Origin of the sequence: Bacillus sp. FSL R5-0659 (genome assembly GCF_038008785.1) — a bacterium.
GTDB classification, from domain to species: domain Bacteria; phylum Bacillota; class Bacilli; order Bacillales; family Bacillaceae; genus Bacillus; species Bacillus safensis.
On record NZ_JBBOZU010000001.1, the window covers coordinates 44,090 to 62,997 of the forward strand.

23 protein-coding genes are annotated in these 18,908 nt (G+C 40.6%); 22 read left to right on the forward strand and 1 reads right to left on the reverse strand.

The features are described 5' to 3' along the window. Genes NSQ72_RS00230 through rsmI form a run of 5 tightly spaced genes read left to right on the forward strand, consistent with a single transcriptional unit; the run spans position 1 to position 3,137 of the window. Positions 1 to 828: a PSP1 domain-containing protein gene (locus NSQ72_RS00230; protein WP_024425628.1), complete on the forward strand. Its 828-nt coding sequence runs from the start codon at positions 1 to 3 to the stop codon at positions 826 to 828. A gap of 14 nt (positions 829 to 842) precedes the next feature. Continuing rightward, a complete protein-coding gene (gene yabA, locus NSQ72_RS00235; RefSeq protein ID WP_039175883.1) occupies positions 843 to 1,196 on the forward strand; it encodes a DNA replication initiation control protein YabA in 354 nt (117 codons plus the stop codon). A 55-nt stretch (positions 1,197 to 1,251) separates the two neighbouring features. Further along, the gene (locus NSQ72_RS00240) at positions 1,252 to 1,995 is read left to right on the forward strand and encodes a tRNA1(Val) (adenine(37)-N6)-methyltransferase (RefSeq protein WP_126681986.1); all 744 of its coding nucleotides are present in this window, start codon (positions 1,252 to 1,254) and stop codon (positions 1,993 to 1,995) included. Next, complete coding sequence (locus NSQ72_RS00245) at positions 1,982 to 2,281, forward strand: GIY-YIG nuclease family protein (RefSeq protein WP_039175889.1); 300 nt, start codon at positions 1,982 to 1,984, stop codon at positions 2,279 to 2,281. The genes NSQ72_RS00240 and NSQ72_RS00245 overlap by 14 nt, the downstream gene beginning before the upstream one ends. Further along, entirely contained in the window at positions 2,256 to 3,137 is an 882-nt protein-coding gene (gene rsmI, locus NSQ72_RS00250) for a 16S rRNA (cytidine(1402)-2'-O)-methyltransferase (protein ID WP_126681985.1), read from the forward strand. The genes NSQ72_RS00245 and rsmI overlap by 26 nt, the downstream gene beginning before the upstream one ends. 45 nt (positions 3,138 to 3,182) lie before the next feature. Here rsmI and NSQ72_RS00255 read toward each other — a convergent pair whose 3' ends face one another. Then, positions 3,183 to 3,473 carry an AbrB/MazE/SpoVT family DNA-binding domain-containing protein gene (locus NSQ72_RS00255; protein ID WP_087975202.1) on the reverse strand — a complete coding sequence of 97 codons (291 nt, stop codon included), beginning with the start codon at positions 3,471 to 3,473 and terminating at the stop codon, positions 3,183 to 3,185. Positions 3,474 to 3,993: 520 nt separating this feature from the next. Between NSQ72_RS00255 and metG the strand changes: the two genes are divergently transcribed. The 17 genes from metG (at position 3,994) to NSQ72_RS00340 (ending at position 18,866) form a co-directional block, all read left to right on the forward strand. Further along, the gene (gene metG / locus NSQ72_RS00260) at positions 3,994 to 5,994 is read left to right on the forward strand and encodes a methionine--tRNA ligase (RefSeq protein WP_144468215.1); all 2,001 of its coding nucleotides are present in this window, start codon (positions 3,994 to 3,996) and stop codon (positions 5,992 to 5,994) included. Between the two features lie 81 nt (positions 5,995 to 6,075). Then, complete coding sequence (locus tag NSQ72_RS00265) at positions 6,076 to 6,843, forward strand: TatD family hydrolase (protein WP_039175897.1); 768 nt, start codon at positions 6,076 to 6,078, stop codon at positions 6,841 to 6,843. A gap of 244 nt (positions 6,844 to 7,087) precedes the next feature. Further along, the gene (locus NSQ72_RS00270; protein ID WP_144468213.1) at positions 7,088 to 8,290 is read left to right on the forward strand and encodes a G5 and 3D domain-containing protein; all 1,203 of its coding nucleotides are present in this window, start codon (positions 7,088 to 7,090) and stop codon (positions 8,288 to 8,290) included. Positions 8,291 to 8,451: 161 nt separating this feature from the next. Beyond that, positions 8,452 to 9,012, forward strand: coding sequence for a ribonuclease M5 (gene rnmV / locus NSQ72_RS00275; RefSeq protein WP_017359323.1), 561 nt, complete (start codon positions 8,452 to 8,454; stop codon positions 9,010 to 9,012). Then, positions 9,005 to 9,883, forward strand: a complete 879-nt coding sequence (gene rsmA, locus NSQ72_RS00280) for a 16S rRNA (adenine(1518)-N(6)/adenine(1519)-N(6))-dimethyltransferase RsmA (RefSeq protein WP_039175905.1) — start codon at positions 9,005 to 9,007, stop codon at positions 9,881 to 9,883. The genes rnmV and rsmA overlap by 8 nt, the downstream gene beginning before the upstream one ends. 134 nt (positions 9,884 to 10,017) lie before the next feature. Next, a complete protein-coding gene (gene yabG / locus NSQ72_RS00285) occupies positions 10,018 to 10,902 on the forward strand; it encodes a sporulation peptidase YabG (RefSeq protein WP_024427198.1) in 885 nt (294 codons plus the stop codon). Positions 10,903 to 11,115: 213 nt separating this feature from the next. Beyond that, a complete protein-coding gene (veg, locus tag NSQ72_RS00290) occupies positions 11,116 to 11,373 on the forward strand; it encodes a biofilm formation stimulator Veg (protein ID WP_024425637.1) in 258 nt (85 codons plus the stop codon). A gap of 163 nt (positions 11,374 to 11,536) precedes the next feature. Beyond that, positions 11,537 to 11,722 carry a small, acid-soluble spore protein, alpha/beta type gene (locus NSQ72_RS00295; RefSeq protein ID WP_012008653.1) on the forward strand — a complete coding sequence of 62 codons (186 nt, stop codon included), beginning with the start codon at positions 11,537 to 11,539 and terminating at the stop codon, positions 11,720 to 11,722. Between the two features lie 146 nt (positions 11,723 to 11,868). Further along, positions 11,869 to 12,738, forward strand: coding sequence for a 4-(cytidine 5'-diphospho)-2-C-methyl-D-erythritol kinase (gene ispE / locus NSQ72_RS00300; RefSeq protein WP_019743558.1), 870 nt, complete (start codon positions 11,869 to 11,871; stop codon positions 12,736 to 12,738). A 55-nt stretch (positions 12,739 to 12,793) separates the two neighbouring features. After that, positions 12,794 to 13,627 carry a pur operon repressor gene (gene purR / locus NSQ72_RS00305; RefSeq protein WP_024425638.1) on the forward strand — a complete coding sequence of 278 codons (834 nt, stop codon included), beginning with the start codon at positions 12,794 to 12,796 and terminating at the stop codon, positions 13,625 to 13,627. 38 nt (positions 13,628 to 13,665) lie between these two features. Continuing rightward, positions 13,666 to 14,043, forward strand: a complete 378-nt coding sequence (ridA, locus tag NSQ72_RS00310) for a 2-iminobutanoate/2-iminopropanoate deaminase (RefSeq protein WP_024425639.1) — start codon at positions 13,666 to 13,668, stop codon at positions 14,041 to 14,043. A gap of 224 nt (positions 14,044 to 14,267) precedes the next feature. Next, the gene (gene spoVG / locus NSQ72_RS00315; protein WP_008357439.1) at positions 14,268 to 14,564 is read left to right on the forward strand and encodes a septation regulator SpoVG; all 297 of its coding nucleotides are present in this window, start codon (positions 14,268 to 14,270) and stop codon (positions 14,562 to 14,564) included. A gap of 198 nt (positions 14,565 to 14,762) precedes the next feature. Then, positions 14,763 to 16,133 carry a bifunctional UDP-N-acetylglucosamine diphosphorylase/glucosamine-1-phosphate N-acetyltransferase GlmU gene (gene glmU, locus NSQ72_RS00320; RefSeq protein WP_024425640.1) on the forward strand — a complete coding sequence of 457 codons (1,371 nt, stop codon included), beginning with the start codon at positions 14,763 to 14,765 and terminating at the stop codon, positions 16,131 to 16,133. Between the two features lie 22 nt (positions 16,134 to 16,155). Beyond that, positions 16,156 to 17,109 carry a ribose-phosphate diphosphokinase gene (locus NSQ72_RS00325; RefSeq protein WP_024425641.1) on the forward strand — a complete coding sequence of 318 codons (954 nt, stop codon included), beginning with the start codon at positions 16,156 to 16,158 and terminating at the stop codon, positions 17,107 to 17,109. 138 nt (positions 17,110 to 17,247) lie between these two features. Beyond that, positions 17,248 to 17,874 (forward strand): 50S ribosomal protein L25/general stress protein Ctc, encoded by a 627-nt coding sequence (locus NSQ72_RS00330; protein ID WP_039175914.1) that lies wholly within the window; start codon positions 17,248 to 17,250, stop codon positions 17,872 to 17,874. A 139-nt stretch (positions 17,875 to 18,013) separates the two neighbouring features. After that, positions 18,014 to 18,580 (forward strand): aminoacyl-tRNA hydrolase, encoded by a 567-nt coding sequence (gene pth, locus NSQ72_RS00335; protein ID WP_151283930.1) that lies wholly within the window; start codon positions 18,014 to 18,016, stop codon positions 18,578 to 18,580. A gap of 55 nt (positions 18,581 to 18,635) precedes the next feature. Beyond that, entirely contained in the window at positions 18,636 to 18,866 is a 231-nt protein-coding gene (locus tag NSQ72_RS00340; RefSeq protein ID WP_003217967.1) for an anti-sigma-F factor Fin family protein, read from the forward strand. Positions 18,867 to 18,908 lie beyond the last annotated feature (42 nt).

Here is an 18,908-nt window from a genome sequence, read left to right on the forward strand (position 1 = left end):
TTGTACAACGTAATTGGTGTTCGCTTTAAAAAAGCGGGCAAAATCTATTATTTCGATCCTAATGGATTTCATATAGAAAATGATAGTTGTGTCATTGTAGAAACAGTCAGAGGGGTTGAGTACGGACAAGTGGTCATCGCCAACAAAAAAGTAGATGAACACGATGTGGTTCTCCCTCTGCGTAAAGTCATTCGTGTAGCAGACGAACGAGACCGGCTCATCGTTGAGGAAAACAAAGAAGCAGCGATGACAGCCTTTGATACATGTCTTCAGAAGGTAAGTGAACATGGGCTGGAAATGAAACTAGTCGATGTTGAGTTTACATTTGACCGCAACAAGGTCATCTTCTACTTCACAGCAGATGGCAGAGTTGATTTCCGTGAGCTAGTGAAGGATCTTGCATCAATCTTCAAAACGAGAATTGAACTTCGCCAGATTGGTGTAAGAGACGAGGCAAAAATGCTTGGAGGCATTGGTCCTTGCGGGCGAATGCTCTGCTGTTCGACATTCTTAGGAGATTTTGAACCAGTGTCGATTAAGATGGCAAAGGATCAAAATCTATCGTTAAATCCTACAAAAATTTCAGGACTATGCGGCCGTTTGATGTGCTGCTTGAAATATGAGAATGATGAGTATGAAACAGCGAAGGAACAATTACCGGATATCGGCGAAACGATTCAGACGTCTAATGGCTCTGCAAAGGTAGTAGGGCTCAATATTTTAGAACGAATTTTGCAAGTTGAATTAACTGGGCAAGAAAAAGTGATAGAATATACATGGGAAGAATTATTACAAGAAGGCGTTGTATCTGCACAAACAACTGAGTAACGAGGTGTGCCACCTTGGATAAAAAGGAACTATTTGATACGGTAATTAATTTAGAAGAACAAATCGGTTCTCTTTATCGCCAGTTAGGTGATTTGAAAAATCATATCGGTGAAGTGATTGAAGAAAATCATCAGCTGCAGATGGAGAATCAGCACTTGCGTGAACGTCTGGATCAGTCCGATCGAGACAAATCGTCTGAGGCAGAGAATGATTCTGCCCAGAAGGCAAGTCATTCTGATATAGGAGAAGGTCATGATAACCTGGCCCGATTATATCAGGAGGGCTTCCATATTTGTAATGTACATTATGGGAGCATTCGTAAAGAGGGAGACTGTTTGTTCTGTCTGTCATTTTTAAATAAAAAATGAGAAAAGGCTTCCGCTGAATCGGAAGCCTTTTTCACAGGAAAAGAAAGGATACATCATGGTTTCGTTAAGAGAAGATGAACGTTTAGATTACCTGCTCGCCGAAGATATGAAGATTATTCAAAGTAAAACTGTGTTTGCCTTTTCATTGGACGCAGTGTTATTAGCTAAATTTGCTTATGTGCCAATCCAAAAAGGGGAAATCATTGACCTTTGTACCGGAAATGGCATTGTGCCATTGCTGCTTTCGACTCGATCTAAGGCCTCGATTACGGGTGTTGAAATTCAAGAACGGCTGTTTGATATGGCCAAAAGAAGTGTGGAGTATAATCAACTTGCGCACCAGATCGAATTGATTCATGGTGACTTGAATGATATACCGGAACGCTACGGCAATCATAAAGTTGATGTGATTACATGTAACCCGCCATATTTTAAAACACCTTCTAAGGATGAAATCAATGAAAATGAATATTTGGCAATTGCCCGGCATGAAATTCATTGTACATTAGAAGATGTCATTCGTGTTTCTTCCACGCTGCTAAAGCAAGGGGGAAAACTGGCGATGGTTCATCGACCAGGACGGCTGCTTGAGATTGTGGAATTAATGAAGAAATACCGAATTGAGCCAAAACGTATTCAATTTGTTTATCCCAAACAAGGGAAAGAAGCCAATACCATCTTGGTAGAGGGCATAAAAGATGGAAAACCAGATCTGAAAATTCTCCCGCCTCTTTTTGTTTATGGAGAAGACCAGGAGTATACAGATGAAATCAGGACGATACTGTATGGAGAAGCATAATCATTACTTCTATGTATTAAAATGTGCAGATGGCAGCCTGTATGCGGGTTATACAAATGATTTACAAAAAAGATTGATGACCCACAATAGTGGAAAAGGAGCAAAGTATACAAGAGCGAGACGGCCGGTTGAGCTTTTTTATCATGAATGTTTTGCAACCAAAAGAGAAGCCATGCAGCAAGAATATCGTTTCAAAACGTGGACACGGAAAAAGAAAGACATGTATATAGAAGAAATGCGAATGGAAAAGGAGGCGGCACATGAAAAAGACACAGAAAAGCTTTGATGGTCAATCTGACATGGGCATTCTTTATCTCGTCCCAACCCCGATTGGAAATCTAGAAGATATGACGTTCCGAGCGATACAAACGTTAAAAGATGTAGACTATATTGCCGCAGAAGATACAAGGCAAACGAAAAAGCTTTGTCATGTATACGAAATTGATACACCCTTAACGAGTTATCATGAGCATAACAAAGACAGCAGCGGCCACAAGTTAATCGAATGGCTAAAAGAAGGGAAAAGTATCGCGCTCGTGAGTGATGCTGGTTTACCGACGATTTCAGATCCAGGGGCTGAAGTGGTACGAGATTTTACTAGCATCGGAGGCTATGTCATTCCGTTACCTGGCGCAAATGCTGCACTAACGGCACTCATTGCATCAGGAATCGCGCCTCAGCCATTTTTCTTTTATGGTTTTCTCGACCGTCAAAAAAAAGAAAAGAAAAAGCAGCTTGAAGCCTTGAAGAAACGCCAAGAAACGATCATTTTCTATGAAGCACCTCATCGGTTAAAAGAAACGCTGACTTTGATGAAGGAAGTGTGGGGAAATCGGAACATCGCCATTACGAGAGAACTAACGAAAAAATTCGAAGAGTTTATTCGTGGGGATTTAGAATCCGTGCTGACATGGGCAGCGGAGAATCAAATTCGGGGTGAGTTCTGTCTTGTAGTGCAAGGAAATGATCAAGCTGAAGAAGAGATGAATGAAGAAGCATGGTGGACGTCCTTATCTGAAAAAGAACATGTGATCCATTACATAGAGGAAGGATTAACGTCGAAGGAAGCCATTAAACGTACAGCTGTCGAACGTGGTGTGCCAAAGCGCACGATATACGATGCCTATCATATTGAACAATAAAGAAAGGTTCTTGCAAACGGTGCAAGAACCTTTTTTATATGAAACTTATTTTTGTGATTGAAGTTGGTTTTGGATTTCGTTAATGATTTGCTCTGCACCTTCACGGCTAAGAACTAATTTACCATTAGCAAGTTTAAGGTTATCGTCTGATACTTCACCTGTTACTTGGCAAGTCATGTTTGGTTTATATTTTTTTAGGATAATTTTTTCATCATCAACATAAATTTCCAAAGCGTCTTTTTCAGCGATTCCTAGCGTACGGCGAAGTTCGATTGGAATCACCACGCGTCCTAATTCGTCAACTTTACGTACAATACCTGTAGATTTCATCTTCATTCTCCTCCCAAAAAGTTCTTATTACTAAAATAATATTATCTTCGTCATTATTCGACAAATTCCTTACATTCCTAGCATAACAAGGTTTCCATAAATCGTCAATCATTTTGTTTACTATTGTTTGTAAAATATGACTCTTAAAGTCAAAAGACCTTGAAACTACTGCTGTATAAGGATTTTGTAGGCTTTTTCTATGAAAATATAAGAAATGACGAGTTCAGATTAACAAGACTTTTGCCCTAATTTAGCCAATTGTAAATCTGGAAATAGATTTCATACGACAATATTCGACAAAATGTCGACGGGTTTGTCGTTTTTTTCGAAAAACTCATCTTTTTCGATCATTTCATCTCGTTCTATGTATATATGCTTGATCTTAAAGGCTAAGATGGTATCATAGAGAAAGCACAAGTGCAAAATTAAATGAATTGATCTGACACATTTTCATGTAATGATGATAACCGCTCTCGTCCATTGGGCGGGAGTTTTTGACATTTACACACACGCAGGAGGTTCCGACATGCCGGAAAAGAAAAAAACGTTTTATTTGACCACACCTATTTACTATCCGAGCGGAAAATTACATATTGGACATGCTTATACGACAGTAGCAGGAGATGCTATGGCTCGTTATAAACGTCTTCAAGGCTATGATGTGATGTATTTAACGGGTACAGATGAGCACGGACAAAAAATTCAGCAAAAAGCTGAGGAACAAAATATCACACCAATCGAGTATTTAGATCCAGTCGTTGAAGACATTAAATCATTATGGAAGAAACTCGACATTTCGAATGATGACTTCATCCGTACAACAGAAAAAAGACATACGAAAATCATCGAGCAGGTCTTCCAAAAACTTCTTGATCAAGGCGATATTTATTTAGATCAATATGAGGGCTGGTACAGTATTCCTGATGAGACATTCTATACGGAAACACAGCTTGTTGATGTTGAGCGTAATGAGAAAGGGGAAGTCATTGGCGGGAAAAGTCCTGACAGCGGACACCCTGTTGAATTAATTAAAGAGGAATCATATTTCTTTCGTATGAGTAAGTATGCGGATCGTTTGCTCGATTATTACGAAAAGAATCCATCGTTTATTCAGCCTGAATCAAGAAAGAATGAAATGATTAATAACTTCATTAAACCAGGTTTAGAGGATTTAGCCGTATCAAGAACAACCTTTGATTGGGGAATTAAAGTTCCTAACAATCCAAAACACGTCATTTATGTATGGATTGATGCGTTATTCAACTATTTAACTGCGATTGGCTATGGAACAGATCAAGATGAGAAATATAAAAAATATTGGCCTGCCAACGTACATCTCGTAGGAAAAGAAATTGTACGCTTCCATACGATTTATTGGCCGATTATGTTGATGGCATTAGATCTGCCTCTACCGAAGCAAATTTTTGCACACGGCTGGCTGCTCATGAAAGATGGCAAAATGTCTAAATCAAAAGGGAATGTGGTAGATCCGGTCACATTAATTGATCGCTATGGCCTCGATGCCCTCCGTTATTATCTGCTTCGCGAAGTACCATTTGGTGCGGATGGTGTGTTTACACCAGAAGGATTCGTGGAACGTGTAAACTATGACCTTGCCAATGATTTAGGTAACTTGCTTAATCGTACAGTTGCGATGGTCCAAAAATATTTTGACGGCACTTTAAGCAGCTATAAGGGCCCTGTTAATGAGTTTGATGAAGAGCTGAAAGCAGTCGCTGAGCAAACCGTCAAAGCCTATGAAGAGGCGATGGAAAACCTTGAATTCTCTGTGGCTCTTTCAAATGTTTGGACATTAATCAGCAGAACCAATAAATATATTGATCAAACAGCTCCATGGGTGCTGGCAAAGGATGAAACAAAACGAAAAGAATTGCATTCTGTTATGTATCATTTAGCAGAATCACTTCGAATCACAGCAGTCCTCTTAACGCCATTCCTAACGAAAACACCTGAGAAAATCTTCTTCCAGCTTGGAATTGAAGAAGAGAAGCTCAAAAGCTGGGATAGTATCCTATCATTTGGTGCAATTCAACATGCGACGGTACAAAAAGGCGAGCCTTTGTTCCCGCGTTTAGAGGTTGAAGAAGAAGTAGCCTACATTAAAGAAAAAATGCAGGGAAGTGCACCTAAGGTAGAAGAAGAGAAAGTGGAAATCGAAGAAACGGAATTACCTGAGCTGGGAGCAGAAATTGCATTTGATGATTTCTCAAAAGTCGATCTTCGAGTTGCACAGGTATTGGAAGTAGCCCCAGTGAAGAAAGCGGATCGTCTCTTAAAGCTTCAGCTTGATTTTGGATTTGAAAAAAGACAAATAGTCTCAGGGATTGCCAAGCACTATCAACCAGAGGAATTAGTAGGGAAAAAGCTCGTTTGCGTAGCGAATCTTACACCAGTTAAACTCAGAGGGGAAATTTCCCAGGGAATGATTTTAACTGGGGAAACAGGCGGGAAATTGCAGGTTCTTGAAGTAGATCAATCTCTAGCAAATGGAACAAAAATTTTATAAATCAACAAAGGTGTTCCACGTGTAACATTTCGTCGAACACCTTTTGTTTTTTAGAAGAATTGTCGAAAGGAGCAATCAACAATGTTATTTGATACACATGCCCACTTAAATGCAGAACAATACAATGAAGACTTAGAGCAGGTGATCGAAAGAGCGAAAAGTGAAAAAGTTGAAAAAATCGTGGTGGTGGGGTTTGACCGTCCGACAATTACGAGAGCGATGGAATTAATTGAAGAGTATGATTTCATATATGCAGCTATCGGCTGGCATCCAGTCGATGCTATTGATATGACAGATGAAGATTTGGCTTGGATTAAAGATTTATCTCAACACGAAAAAGTGGTTGCGATTGGAGAAATGGGTCTGGATTACTATTGGGACAAGTCACCAAAAGATGTACAAAAGGAAGTCTTTAGACGCCAAATTGCTCTTGCGAAGGAAGTGAATCTTCCAATTGTTATTCATAACCGTGACGCAACGGAAGATGTCGTGACGATTTTAAAGGAAGAGGGAGCAGCTGAGGTTGGAGGTATTATGCACTGCTTTACGGGCAGCTTAGAAACTGCAAAAGTGTGTATGGATATGAATTTTTACATCTCATTCGGTGGACCCGTGACATTTAAAAATGCCAAAAAGCCAAAAGAAGTTGTAAAAGAGATACCAAGTGACCGGCTTTTGATTGAAACAGACTGCCCATACTTAACGCCAGTGCCATTTAGGGGGAAACGTAACGAGCCAAGTTATGTCAAATATATCGCAGAACAGATTGCGGAGCTGAGAGAAATCAGCTTTGAAGAGCTTGCCGAATTGACAACAAAAAATGCAAAAAAAGTTTTCCGTATAAACTGACAGTATATGATGTCAATCCTTGTTTAAGCTTGTCCAATTGTGAAACATAACGAAAAAGTTCTACACGTTTGCGCCTCCTCATAGGATAAGTTGTCGATAAGTCTTTCTTCCCTTCTTTCCATAAATCTCCCATAATAGGTTTACAATCGAGCATTTTTGTACAGTGGGTGGAAGGGTTGACAGGTTTTGAGATACTCTATATAATCTCTCCGAGGAGAAGGAGGCGTTTTTCATCGTACAAAAAATGAAAAATCTGTTTTCTGTTAAGCTAGGAAAAGGCAAGGTTTTATTACTAGTTGTTTGCTTGCTTTTAGCTGGAACTGGGACGGCTTACGGTGCGCATGAGCTCACTAAGCAGTCTATTACCATTTCAATCAATGGTAAAGAGAAGACAATTCGTACACATGAAGAGACAGTAGCACAGCTGCTTTCAGACCTTGGCATAAGGACCAAGGCGGAGGATCATATCTCTCCAAGTCTAAATACAAAGATTCAAGACAATATGAACATTGTGTATGATGCGGCTATACCGGTTCATCTGACCCTAGTTGGGAAAGAGAAAACGATATGGACAACAGATCAGACGGTTGGAGCATTATTGAAGAATGAGAAGATAGATATCGGGAAGCACGATCAAGTCACTCCAGGAAAGAATGACAAGTTAACAAAAGATATGAAGCTTGTGGTTCAGCAGGCCTTCCAGGTCAGCTTAAATGATGGAGGAAAAGATAAAAAAGTGTGGACCACTTCGACTACGGTCGCTGACTTTTTAAAGCAACAAGAGCTGAAGCTCAAGAAGCACGATAAGATCAAGCCTGCGTTACATAGTAACCTTTCTAAAAAGAGCGCAGATATAAAGATCACTCGGGTGGAAAAAGTCACCGATGTAGTGGAAGAGAAAATTGCTTTTGATACCAAACATAAAAAGGACCATTCTCTTGAAAAAGGGAAAGAGAAGGTACTTAAAAAAGGTGAAGAAGGTAAATTGAAGAAGCACTATGCCATTGTGAAAGAAAACGGCAAAGTGGTGTCTAAAGAATTGATTAAAGAAGTGACCGAAAAAGATAGTAAGGACCGTTTAGTGGCTATTGGTACACAAGTGACCAAAAAGGAGCCTACAGCATCCCCTGTGGTTTCACGAAGCAATGAGTCTTCAGGAAAAGAATTTTATGTGGCGTCAACAGCCTATACAGCGAGCTGTGCTGGATGTACGGGCAGAACGTCTACAGGTTTTGATTTAAAAGCGAATCCGGGTGCAAAGGTCATAGCAGTTGATCCGAGTGTCATTCCGCTGGGCTCAAAAGTATATGTGGAAGGCTATGGTTATGCCGTTGCATCAGACACTGGATCTGCTATAAAAGGGAATAAAATTGATGTGTTCGTCCCAAGTAAGTCGGCAGCTTATCAATGGGGAAATAAACGAGTGAAAATTAGAGTGCTCAAATAAACACATCAAATCATTTATATGAACAGAGGGCTTTGCGCACCCTCTGTTTTTTTGGTTATAATAGAAGCACTGTTTTCTAATTAATTAGACGCAAAAACAGCATGAAAGGTTTCGTTTTTTTAACCAAAAAATGTAGATTGTTTTTGCAAGCGGAGGAATACATGAAAATCAAAGAAATCATTGTGGTGGAGGGTCGTGATGACACTGCCAGAGTGAAGATGGCGGTTGATGCAGATACAATCGAAACAAACGGATCTGCCATTGGCGATACAGTCATACAACAAGTGCGTCTTGCTCAGGAGACGAGAGGGGTCATTATTTTAACAGATCCTGATTTTCCTGGTGAGAAGATCCGTAAAACCATCGCAGAGGCGGTTCCTGGCTGTAAGCACGCTTTTTTGCCAAAGCATCTTGCGAAGGCGAAGCGGGATAAAGGAATTGGTGTCGAGCATGCTTCCTTGGACAGTATTCGTGAATGTCTTGCCCATGTCCATGAAGAAATGGAAGAATCGGAAAGTGACATTACATTAGACGACTTATTTGACGCAGGCCTTATCGGAGGCGAAGCATCGAAACGCCGCCGCGAACGACTAGGAGTGCTTTTAAATATAGGATATACCAATGCGAAGCAGCTGCAAAAGCGCCTTCACATGTTCCAAATAACCAAACATGATTTTATTGCGGCCTTAAAGACCGTCATGCAGGAGGAAGCCGATGAATAAAGATATTGCGACACCCGTCAGAACGAAGGAAATACTGAAGAAGTACGGTTTCTCTTTTAAAAAGAGCTTAGGGCAGAACTTCTTAATTGATACAAATATTTTAGATCGCATTGTCGATCACGCAGAGGTTACAGATGAGACCGGCGTCATTGAAATTGGGCCTGGTATCGGCGCATTGACAGAGCAGCTCGCTAAACGTGCAAAGAAAGTCACCGCTTTTGAAATCGATCAGCGTTTATTGCCTATTTTAAACGATACGCTTTCTCCATATGATAATGTCACGATTATTCATCAAGATGTATTAAAGGCGGATGTGAGAAAGGTCATCGAAGAAAATTTTGCTGACTGTAAAGAAGTGATGGTCGTAGCCAACCTTCCGTATTACGTGACAACACCGATTATTATGAAATTGCTTGAAGAAAACCTTCCATTGAAAGGGATCGTGGTCATGCTGCAAAAAGAAGTAGCAGATCGTATGGCAGCTGTCCCTTCATCAAAGGAATACAATTCATTGTCTATAGCAGTTCAATTTTATACGGAAGCAAAAACGGTGATGGTTGTGCCTAAAACGGTTTTTGTTCCTCAGCCAAATGTTGATTCGGCTGTGATTAAGCTGACTGTTCGTGAAACGCCTGCTGTCTCAGTAGAAAATGATGCGTTTTTCTTTCAATTGATCCGAGCGAGCTTTGGCCAGCGCCGGAAAACATTGATGAATAATTTGATGAACAATTTTCCTGATGGAAAAAAACATAAAGCGATCATCGAGGAAGCTCTTCAAACAGCAGATATTGATGGAAAGCGCCGCGGAGAATCATTATCCATTGAGGAATTTGCCAGATTGTCGAATGTTTTACAAAAAGCCCTATCGTAAGGGCTTTTTTCTTTTGTTCTTCACCACTTCAACTGTTCAGGCATAGGCTAGAAAGAACAGCACATATGAAAGATGAATATGTTTAGGGCAAGACGATACCAACAGGATATGAGCCTGATTGTGGAGTGAAAAGCATGCAATTTCAAATAGGAGATATGGTGACGAGGGCATCCTATCAAATGGATATTATGTTTCGAATCATTCGAATTGATGAGACAGATCAGCACGAAGCCACTGCCATATTGCATGGGAATGAAGTGAGGCTGATTGCTGATGCTAAGATGTCGGATCTCGTCTTGATTCAAAAAGAGGAGCAGCTGACAAGGGAGAAGGACGACGAACGGAAGATTAATGAATCGCTCGACTTACTAAGACAGGATTATCAGCTGCTGCGTGAAAAACAAGAGTATTATACTTCTGGACAATATCAGCATCAGGAGCAGTATTTTCACATGCCTGGAAAGGTCCTTCATTTAGATGGAGATGCTTCATACTTAAAGAAATGCTTAGATGTATATGAACGAATTGGTGTGCCTGTGTACGGAGTGCATTGTCATGAGAAGAAAATGCCAAGCGTGATTGACTCGTTACTTGATCAATATCGGCCTGATATTTTGGTCATTACAGGGCATGATGCGTATTCCAAGCAAAAAGGCGGCGTAAATGATATCGGTGCTTATCGCCATTCTCGTCATTTCGTTGAGACGGTTCAAAAAGCAAGAAAGAAAATTCCTCATTTAGATCAGCTTGTGATCTTTGCTGGTGCCTGTCAATCTCATTTCGAATCATTGATCCAAGCAGGTGCCAATTTTGCAAGCTCACCTTCACGAGTGAACATCCATGCGCTCGACCCCGTCTATATCGTTGCGAAGATCAGCTTCACTCCATTTGTAGATCGAATCAATGTGTGGGATGTACTTCGTAATACATTAACAAGAGAAAAAGGTCTCGGAGGCATCGAGACGAAGGGTGTTTTAAGGGTAGGTATGCCATATAAAAAAGACCATGAATCGACATAACCCGACTGATTTCAGTCTGGTTTTTTTTATGTGTAAAAAGAAATTTCAAATGGATACATAATTCACCGGAATTTGAGAAAAATAGGGAGGAGAAAAGGTAGAAGTTTGTCAAAATTATTTTGTTGACAATGGCTCGTGTTGGTTGATATAATTTAATTTTTATTTGACAAAAATGGGCCGTTGTTGTATAATTATCTCAGTGAGGTGGATGCAATGGCGAAGACTTTGTCCGACATCAAAAGATCGCTTGATGGTAACTTAGGTAAACGTTTGACGTTAAAGGCTAACGGAGGCCGCCGTAAAACAATTGAGCGTTCGGGCATTTTAGCTGAAACGTACCCTTCTGTATTTGTGATTCAATTAGATCAAGATGAGAATTCGTTTGAAAGAGTTTCTTACAGTTATGCAGATATACTGACTGAGACGGTCGAATTAACGTTCGATGATGCCGCTAGCTCAGTCGCCTATTAATGGGCAGTGAACTTTTTGTTTACTGCTTTTTGTTTTGCCTTTTTTTCTGAATGGGAGTCTGTCCATTTTTTGAAAGGGGTAAAAGAAAGGATTCGATACAAAATAAGAAAGCCACAAAAGCAGTGGCACTGATTCGAATTCTCGACTAAAGGGGCTGTTTCGTTTGGGTAGACGCCGAGGCATTATGTCAGATGAGTTCAAATACGAGCTGGCGAAGGATCTTGGATTTTATGATACCGTCAAAAATGGAGGCTGGGGAGAAATTCGTGCACGTGACGCAGGTAATATGGTCAAACGTGCCATCGAATTAGCTCAGCAGCACATGGCTCAGGATGAGAATCAACGATAGAAAAATGGTCAGGGATACCTCGGGTGTCTCTGGCTTTTTTTGTTGAAAAAGTCAGTGTGCTGGGCGTAAAAGCCAATATTCATCAGATCCATCAAATGTGATACAATATTGATACTTATGTTTAGATGGAGAAGTAGGTGAAATGTTTGCGTATTTTAGAAAAAGCACCGGCAAAAATTAATCTCTCACTTGATGTTCATGGAAAAAGACCGGATGGATATCACGAAGTGGAGATGGTGATGACAACAATAGACCTTGCAGATCGACTTGAGCTGACGGAGCTGGACAAAGATGAAATCCGTGTATCATCTCATAATCGATTTGTGCCAGATGATCAGCGTAACTTGGCTTATCAGGCGGCTAAATTACTCAAAACAAGGTTCGGTATTCAAAAAGGAGTATCGATTGTCATCACAAAAGCAATTCCTGTGGCAGCAGGTTTAGCTGGAGGCAGCAGTGATGCTGCAGCAGCGCTTCGCGGTTTAAACCGTTTGTGGAAGTTAAATCTCACGTTAGATGAACTAGCTGAGCTTGGAGCGGAGATCGGCTCAGATGTGTCTTTTTGTGTACACGGAGGCACAGCACTAGCGACAGGACGTGGAGAAAAACTGAAGCATATCGCGACACCGCCGCATTGCTGGGTGATTTTAGCGAAGCCGGTGATTGGGGTATCTACAGCTGAAGTTTATAGACAATATGACGCAAGCAAAGTAGAACACCCAAATGTACAGCGTATGATTGAAGCCATTGAAGCGAAAGATTATAAAGAGATGTGCGGCTCACTCGGTAACGTTCTGGAGTCTGTGACATTAAAGATGTATCCGGAAGTAGATATGATCAAAAGACAGATGAAGCGTTTCGGTGCTGATGCTGTATTAATGAGTGGAAGCGGCCCAACTGTATTTGGCCTGATTCAATATGAATCGAAGGTACAAAGAATATATAACGGACTGAGAGGATTTTGTGATCAAGTATACGCTGTCCGCATGATCGGCGAACAAAATGCCCTTGATTAAATCCGTATATTAAGTTATATTATTCATAAATTATTCGGGTTCTGGGGGTAAGTTCATGAAGTTTCGTCGAAGCGGCAGATTGGTGGACTTAACAAATTATTTGTTAGCCCACCCGCACGTACTAGTACCTTTAACTTTTTTTGCAGAGCGATATCAATCTGCAAAGTCCTCCATTAGTGAAGACTTAACGATTATCAAACAGACCTTCGAACAGCAGGGAATCGGCACATTGCTTACTGTACCTGGCGCTGCTGGCGGAGTGAAATATATTCCAAAAATTCACCTAAAAGAAGCAGATGACGTAGTAAACGATATCGGAGAGGCATTATCAACTCCTGAACGTGTACTTCCTGGCGGTTATTTATATTTAACCGATGTTTTAGGCAATCCATCGATTCTTGCGAAAATCGGTAAGCTGTTTGCGACCATCTTTGCGGACCGTGCGATTGATGTCGTCATGACCGTTGCGACAAAGGGGATTCCAATTGCCTATTCTGTTGCGGGTTATTTAAATGTGCCTGTTGTGATCGTTAGAAAAGATAATAAGGTAACCGAAGGATCAACTGTCAGTATTAATTATGCGTCAGGTTCTTCTAACCGAATTCAAACCATGTCCCTTGCAAAGCGCAGCTTAGATAAAGGCTCCAATGTGTTGATCATTGATGACTTTATGAAAGCGGGCGGAACCATTAACGGCATGATGAATTTGCTTGAGGAATTTAATGCAAATGTTGCAGGGATCGGTGTTCTTTTAGAAGATGAAGGCGTAGATGAACGTCTTGTCGATGAATATGTCTCGTTGTTAAAGCTTTCAACTATTGATATGAAACAAAAAATCATTGAGATCAATGAAGGCAATTTCCACGAGTTTTTTCATTCGAAAGCGTAAGTTTTAATTAAACATGTATTTGAATGGGAGAGATTGATATGACAAAAGTTGTTCAAACCAAACATGCACCAGCAGCCATTGGACCTTACTCTCAAGGAATTATTGTCAATAACATGTTTTACAGCTCAGGGCAGATTCCATTAACCCCAGCTGGAGATTTTGTTAATGGAGATATTAAAGAACAAACACATCAAGTATTCCGTAATCTTGAGGCTGTTCTTGAAGCAGCAGGTGCTTCCTTTGAAACAGTCGTGAAAGCTACTGTTTTCATCAAAGATATGGAACAATTCGCTGAAGTGAATGAAGTGTACGGTGAGTATTTCCATACACATAAGCCAGCTCGTTCATGCGTGGAAGTGGCAAGACTTCCAAAAGATGCGCTTGTAGAAATAGAAGTAGTTGCATTAGTAAAATAAACAGGCACTCTCGATGAAAGCCGTTTGGTTTCATCATATGCAGGGAAAGACATCATCATGATGTCTTTTTTCATGCTGAGGATGTAAGCGCCGTCACGAATATGACAAATAATGTATAAATATCCCGATATTTCAAAAAAAGTTTAAAAAAAGAGCAGGAGAATCACCACGATCGTTGAATACCTAAGTAATGCTTTTATATTGGGAAAAGGTGGTGAACTACTGTGGAAGTTACTGACGTAAGATTACGCCGCGTGAATACCGATGGTCGCATGAGGGCGATTGCATCCATCACGCTGGACCACGAATTTGTTGTTCATGATATTCGTGTGATTGATGGAAACAATGGGTTGTTTGTTGCAATGCCTAGCAAACGCACGCCTGATGGAGAGTTTCGCGATATTGCACATCCAATTAATTCAAGCACTCGGGGTAAAATCCAAGATGCTGTATTAAATGAATATCATCGCTTAGGCGAAGAGGAAGAGACAATTGAATATGAAGAAGCTGGAGCTTCTTAATCATACTTAAACCTAAAAAGACGGCTTTAAGAGAAAATGAATGTTTTCTTTTAAATGCTGTCTTTTTTGCGTTCTTTCTCTTGTTTCTTAAGTCTTTCATCTGTTAGAAAATTATTGTACTTCCTTTTGTATCCTTGAAATCAGTCTTTATTTAGGATATATTTTTCTATGGATAATAGGGATATTGGAGGCCAATCAATGGATAAGCGGTTCGCAGTGATTTTAGCAGCGGGAAAAGGAACGAGAATGAAGTCGAAGCTATATAAAGTACTTCATCCAGTTTGCGGAAAGCCAATGGTCGAGCATGTGGCAGATGAAGCGTTAAAGCTTTCTTTAGCCAAGCTAGTGACGATTGTCGGTCATGGAGCAGAGGACGTCAAAGAGCAGCTTGGAGACAGAAGTGAGTATGCACTTCAAGAAGAACAGCTGGGAACAGCCCATGCCGTCAAACAAGCAAAGTCGTTCCTCGCGCAGGAAAAGGGAACAACCATTGTCATTTGTGGTGATACGCCATTATTGACAGCGGAAACAATGGAAGCCATGTTAAGCGAGCATCAAAAACATCAAGCGAAAGTCACTATTTTAACAGCACATGCGGATGATCCGACAGGCTATGGCCGAATTATTCGTGACGAAACAGGTGCTGTCGTAAAAATTGTGGAGCATAAAGATGCGAACGATGCAGAGCGTCAAGTGAATGAAATTAATACAGGGACTTATTGCTTTTCAAATGAAGATCTCTTCCGTGTGATTGAGCAAGTGTCGAATGAAAATGCACAGGGTGAATACTACTTGCCAGACGTCATTGAAATTTTAAAAAATGAAGGGCAAACAGTTGCAGCTTATCAAACACCGCATTTTGAAGAAACACTTGGAGTTAATGACCGTATCGCTCTATCACAAGCAGAGCAATTCATGAAGCGACGTATTAATCATCAGCATATGAAGAATGGTGTGACCTTGATTGATCCTGAGAACACGTATATTTCGCCAGATGCTGTCATCGGTGAAGATACAGTTATTTATCCTGGGACGGTCATCAAAGGGAATGTAAAAATCGGTGCAGACGCCACTATTGGGCCAAACACTGAAATTGTTGACAGCATCATCGGAGATCGAACAGTCATTAAGCAATCTGTCGTCTGCGATAGTGAGGTTGGAGTTGATGTGACAATTGGACCGTTTGCTCATATTCGCCCGTTGTCGAAAATTGGCGATGAAGTGAAAATCGGGAATTTCGTCGAAATCAAGAAAACAGTTTTCGGAGACCGCAGCAAAGCATCTCATTTAAGCTACATTGGAGACGCAGAGGTCGGAACTGATGTAAACCTTGGCTGTGGTTCCATTACAGTCAACTATGATGGGAAAAACAAATTCTTAACGAAGATTGAAGACGGCGCCTTTATTGGTTGTAATTCAAATCTCGTTGCACCAGTCACTGTCGGAAAAGGGGCATATGTTGCAGCCGGTTCAACAGTTACAGAAGATGTACCGCAGGATGCATTGTCTATTGCTAGAGCAAGACAAGTCAATAAAGAAGATTATGTGAAAAATATTCATAAAAAATAATCCAAATACCCGGAGGTTTACCATGTCTAATCGTTATGCTGATGCGAATTTAAAGATTTTCTCTTTGAATTCAAACCCTGAACTTGCCAAAGAAATTGCCGATCGTATCGGAGTTGATGTAGGAAAGAGCTCTGTTAAACGCTTTAGTGACGGTGAAGTCCAAATCAATATTGAAGAAAGTATCCGCGGCTGTGATTGTTATGTCATTCAATCAACAAGTGCGCCAGTCAATGAGCATATTATGGAACTGCTCATTATGGTGGATGCGCTAAAACGCGCTTCTGCGAAAACTGTCAATATTGTGATCCCTTATTACGGATATGCACGTCAAGATCGTAAGGCAAAACCTCGTGAGCCAATCACTGCGAAGCTTTTTGCAAACTTGCTTGAAACAGCAGGTGCTACACGTGTGATTGCACTTGATCTTCATGCGCCGCAAATCCAAGGTTTCTTTGATATTCCAATCGATAACTTAATGGCTGTGCCAATCTTAACAAACTATTTCGAACAGAAGAACTTGAATGATATCGTTGTTGTGTCTCCTGACCACGGTGGTGTGACACGTGCGCGTAAAATGGCAGACCGCCTGAAAGCGCCAATCGCAATTATCGACAAACGCCGTCCAAAGCCAAACGTTGCTGAAGTCATGAACATTATTGGTAACATTGAAGGCAAAACGGCTATTCTGATCGATGATATCATTGATACAGCTGGTACTATTACACTTGCAGCAAATGCACTTGTGGAAAATGGAGCGGCTGAAGTCTATGCTTGCTGTACGCACCCAGTATTGTCTGGACCAGCAGTAGAACGCATCACAAACTCTAAAATTAAAGAATTGGTTGTGACAAACAGTATTCAATTAACTGATGACAAGAAAGTTGGAAAATTCATTCCGCTTTCAGTTGGGCCTTTGCTTGCAGAAGCCATCATCCGAGTACATGAAGAAGAATCTGTGAGCTACCTTTTCAGCTAATTATATTATTGAAAAAGGCCCTAGGCATCAGCTTAGGGTCTTTTTGCTTTCATCAATCACAGGCAAACATGTTTAAAATGATTCGGTTATGGGTAATTATGAGAGTAGTGACAAAAAAGAAATAGGATGGTGCTGAATATGGCAACTTTAAAAGCAAATAAAAGAACTGATTTCAAACGTTCCACACTGCAAAAAATCCGTCATTCAGGACACGTTCCTGGTGTCATATACGGAAAAAATACAGACAGCCTGGCTGTTTCATTAGACAGCATCGATTTATTAAAAACCTTACGTGATGAAGGGAAGAATACAATCATTACCTTAGACGTGGGTGGTGAAACGAAATCTGTGATGGTGACAGAGTTACAAACAGACCCGCTGAAAAACGAACTTGTCCATGCTGATTTCCAAGTCGTTGACTTACAGCGTGAAATTGACGCGGATGTACCAGTGCAGTTGATTGGCGAGTCTAAAGGGGTAAAAGATGGCGGTGTGCTTCAGCAGCCACTATTTGAACTATCTGTTACAGCGAAACCAAAAGATATCCCGCAGAATATTGAAGCTGATATTACAAACTTAGAAGTCAATGATGTCTTAACAGTTGCTGATCTGCCTGTTCAGTCATCTTATCAAATCAATAACGATCCAGAAGAAGTCGTTGCATCCATTCTGCCGCCTCAGCAATCAGAGGTTCCTGAGCCAGATAGCGAAGAGGAGCCGCAAGAACCTGAGGCTATTAAAGAAAAGGATGACGATGGAGAATAACTGGTCATTTAGAGACGTAACCCTCCCGCGGTTGCGTCTTTTGTGCTAGAATGAAAAGAATTCATACGTTTTACATGAGGCAATCTGATTGGCTCATTTTTTAGGCGTGTGCTTTGTGATAAAGGAGGTTATTGGTTTCATGATTGCATTCGTTGGATTAGGTAATCCAGGAAAAGAATATGAAAAAACAAGACATAATGTCGGGTTTATGACAATAGATGAACTATCGAAAAAATGGGACATTCCTTTAAATCAATCAAAATTCCATGGACAATTTGGAACTGGGTTTGTTTCGGGGCAAAAGGTTCTACTTGTAAAGCCGCTTACATATATGAACTTATCAGGAGAATGTGTGCGTCCGCTGATGGACTATTACGATATTCCCCTTGAACATTTGAAAGTGATCTATGATGATCTTGATTTGCCAACTGGCCGAATTCGCTTACGTACAAAAGGAAGTGCAGGCGGGCATAATGGAATCAAATCATTGATTCAGCATTTAGGTTCACCTGAATTTGACCGATTCCGTATCGGCATTGGACGTCCTCAAAACGGCATGAAGGTCGTTGATTACGTACTAGGACGTTTCTCAGAAGAGGAACAGCCTGACATCGAATCAGCCATTCAATCGTCTGTCGAGGCCTGTGAAGCGGCTTTAAAAAAGCCATTTTTAGAAGTGATGAATGATTTTAACAAGAAGGTATAAGAATGATAAGCAAAGCACATACTGATCATAAAATCTCAGCATGGGAGGATCACGTATGGCTTTGCATTATTACTGCCGCCACTGTGGTGTAAAGGTTGGCAGTCTAGATGAATCCGCTGTCCAAAGTGAAGCACTTGGATTTCATCACTTAACAAATGAGGAAAGAAACGATATGATTTCTTATAGGGAAAATGGTGATTTACATGTACAAACCATTTGTGAGGATTGCCAAGAGGCGCTCGAAAGAAATCCTGATTACCATCAGTATCATACTTTTATTCAATAAAAAAGCTTTGGTGTAGATATTAGACCAAAGCGTTTTTCTGTT

Excerpts from the sequence above, each read along its gene's own strand:
- NSQ72_RS00240 (WP_126681986.1), top strand. The coding sequence starts at position 1,252 with ATGGTTTCGTTAAGAGAAGATGAACGTTTAGATTACCTGCTCGCCGAA.
- NSQ72_RS00245 (WP_039175889.1), top strand. The coding sequence starts at position 1,982 with ATGGAGAAGCATAATCATTACTTCTATGTATTAAAATGTGCAGATGGC.
- rsmI (WP_126681985.1), top strand. The coding sequence starts at position 2,256 with ATGAAAAAGACACAGAAAAGCTTTGATGGTCAATCTGACATGGGCATT.
- NSQ72_RS00255 (WP_087975202.1), bottom strand. The coding sequence starts at position 3,473 with ATGAAGATGAAATCTACAGGTATTGTACGTAAAGTTGACGAATTAGGA.
- metG (WP_144468215.1), top strand. The coding sequence starts at position 3,994 with ATGCCGGAAAAGAAAAAAACGTTTTATTTGACCACACCTATTTACTAT.
- NSQ72_RS00265 (WP_039175897.1), top strand. The coding sequence starts at position 6,076 with ATGTTATTTGATACACATGCCCACTTAAATGCAGAACAATACAATGAA.
- NSQ72_RS00270 (WP_144468213.1), top strand. The coding sequence starts at position 7,088 with ATGAAAAATCTGTTTTCTGTTAAGCTAGGAAAAGGCAAGGTTTTATTA.
- rnmV (WP_017359323.1), top strand. The coding sequence starts at position 8,452 with ATGAAAATCAAAGAAATCATTGTGGTGGAGGGTCGTGATGACACTGCC.
- rsmA (WP_039175905.1), top strand. The coding sequence starts at position 9,005 with ATGAATAAAGATATTGCGACACCCGTCAGAACGAAGGAAATACTGAAG.
- yabG (WP_024427198.1), top strand. The coding sequence starts at position 10,018 with ATGCAATTTCAAATAGGAGATATGGTGACGAGGGCATCCTATCAAATG.
- veg (WP_024425637.1), top strand. The coding sequence starts at position 11,116 with ATGGCGAAGACTTTGTCCGACATCAAAAGATCGCTTGATGGTAACTTA.
- purR (WP_024425638.1), top strand. The coding sequence starts at position 12,794 with ATGAAGTTTCGTCGAAGCGGCAGATTGGTGGACTTAACAAATTATTTG.
- ridA (WP_024425639.1), top strand. The coding sequence starts at position 13,666 with ATGACAAAAGTTGTTCAAACCAAACATGCACCAGCAGCCATTGGACCT.
- glmU (WP_024425640.1), top strand. The coding sequence starts at position 14,763 with ATGGATAAGCGGTTCGCAGTGATTTTAGCAGCGGGAAAAGGAACGAGA.
- NSQ72_RS00325 (WP_024425641.1), top strand. The coding sequence starts at position 16,156 with ATGTCTAATCGTTATGCTGATGCGAATTTAAAGATTTTCTCTTTGAAT.
- NSQ72_RS00330 (WP_039175914.1), top strand. The coding sequence starts at position 17,248 with ATGGCAACTTTAAAAGCAAATAAAAGAACTGATTTCAAACGTTCCACA.
- pth (WP_151283930.1), top strand. The coding sequence starts at position 18,014 with ATGATTGCATTCGTTGGATTAGGTAATCCAGGAAAAGAATATGAAAAA.
- NSQ72_RS00340 (WP_003217967.1), top strand. The coding sequence starts at position 18,636 with ATGGCTTTGCATTATTACTGCCGCCACTGTGGTGTAAAGGTTGGCAGT.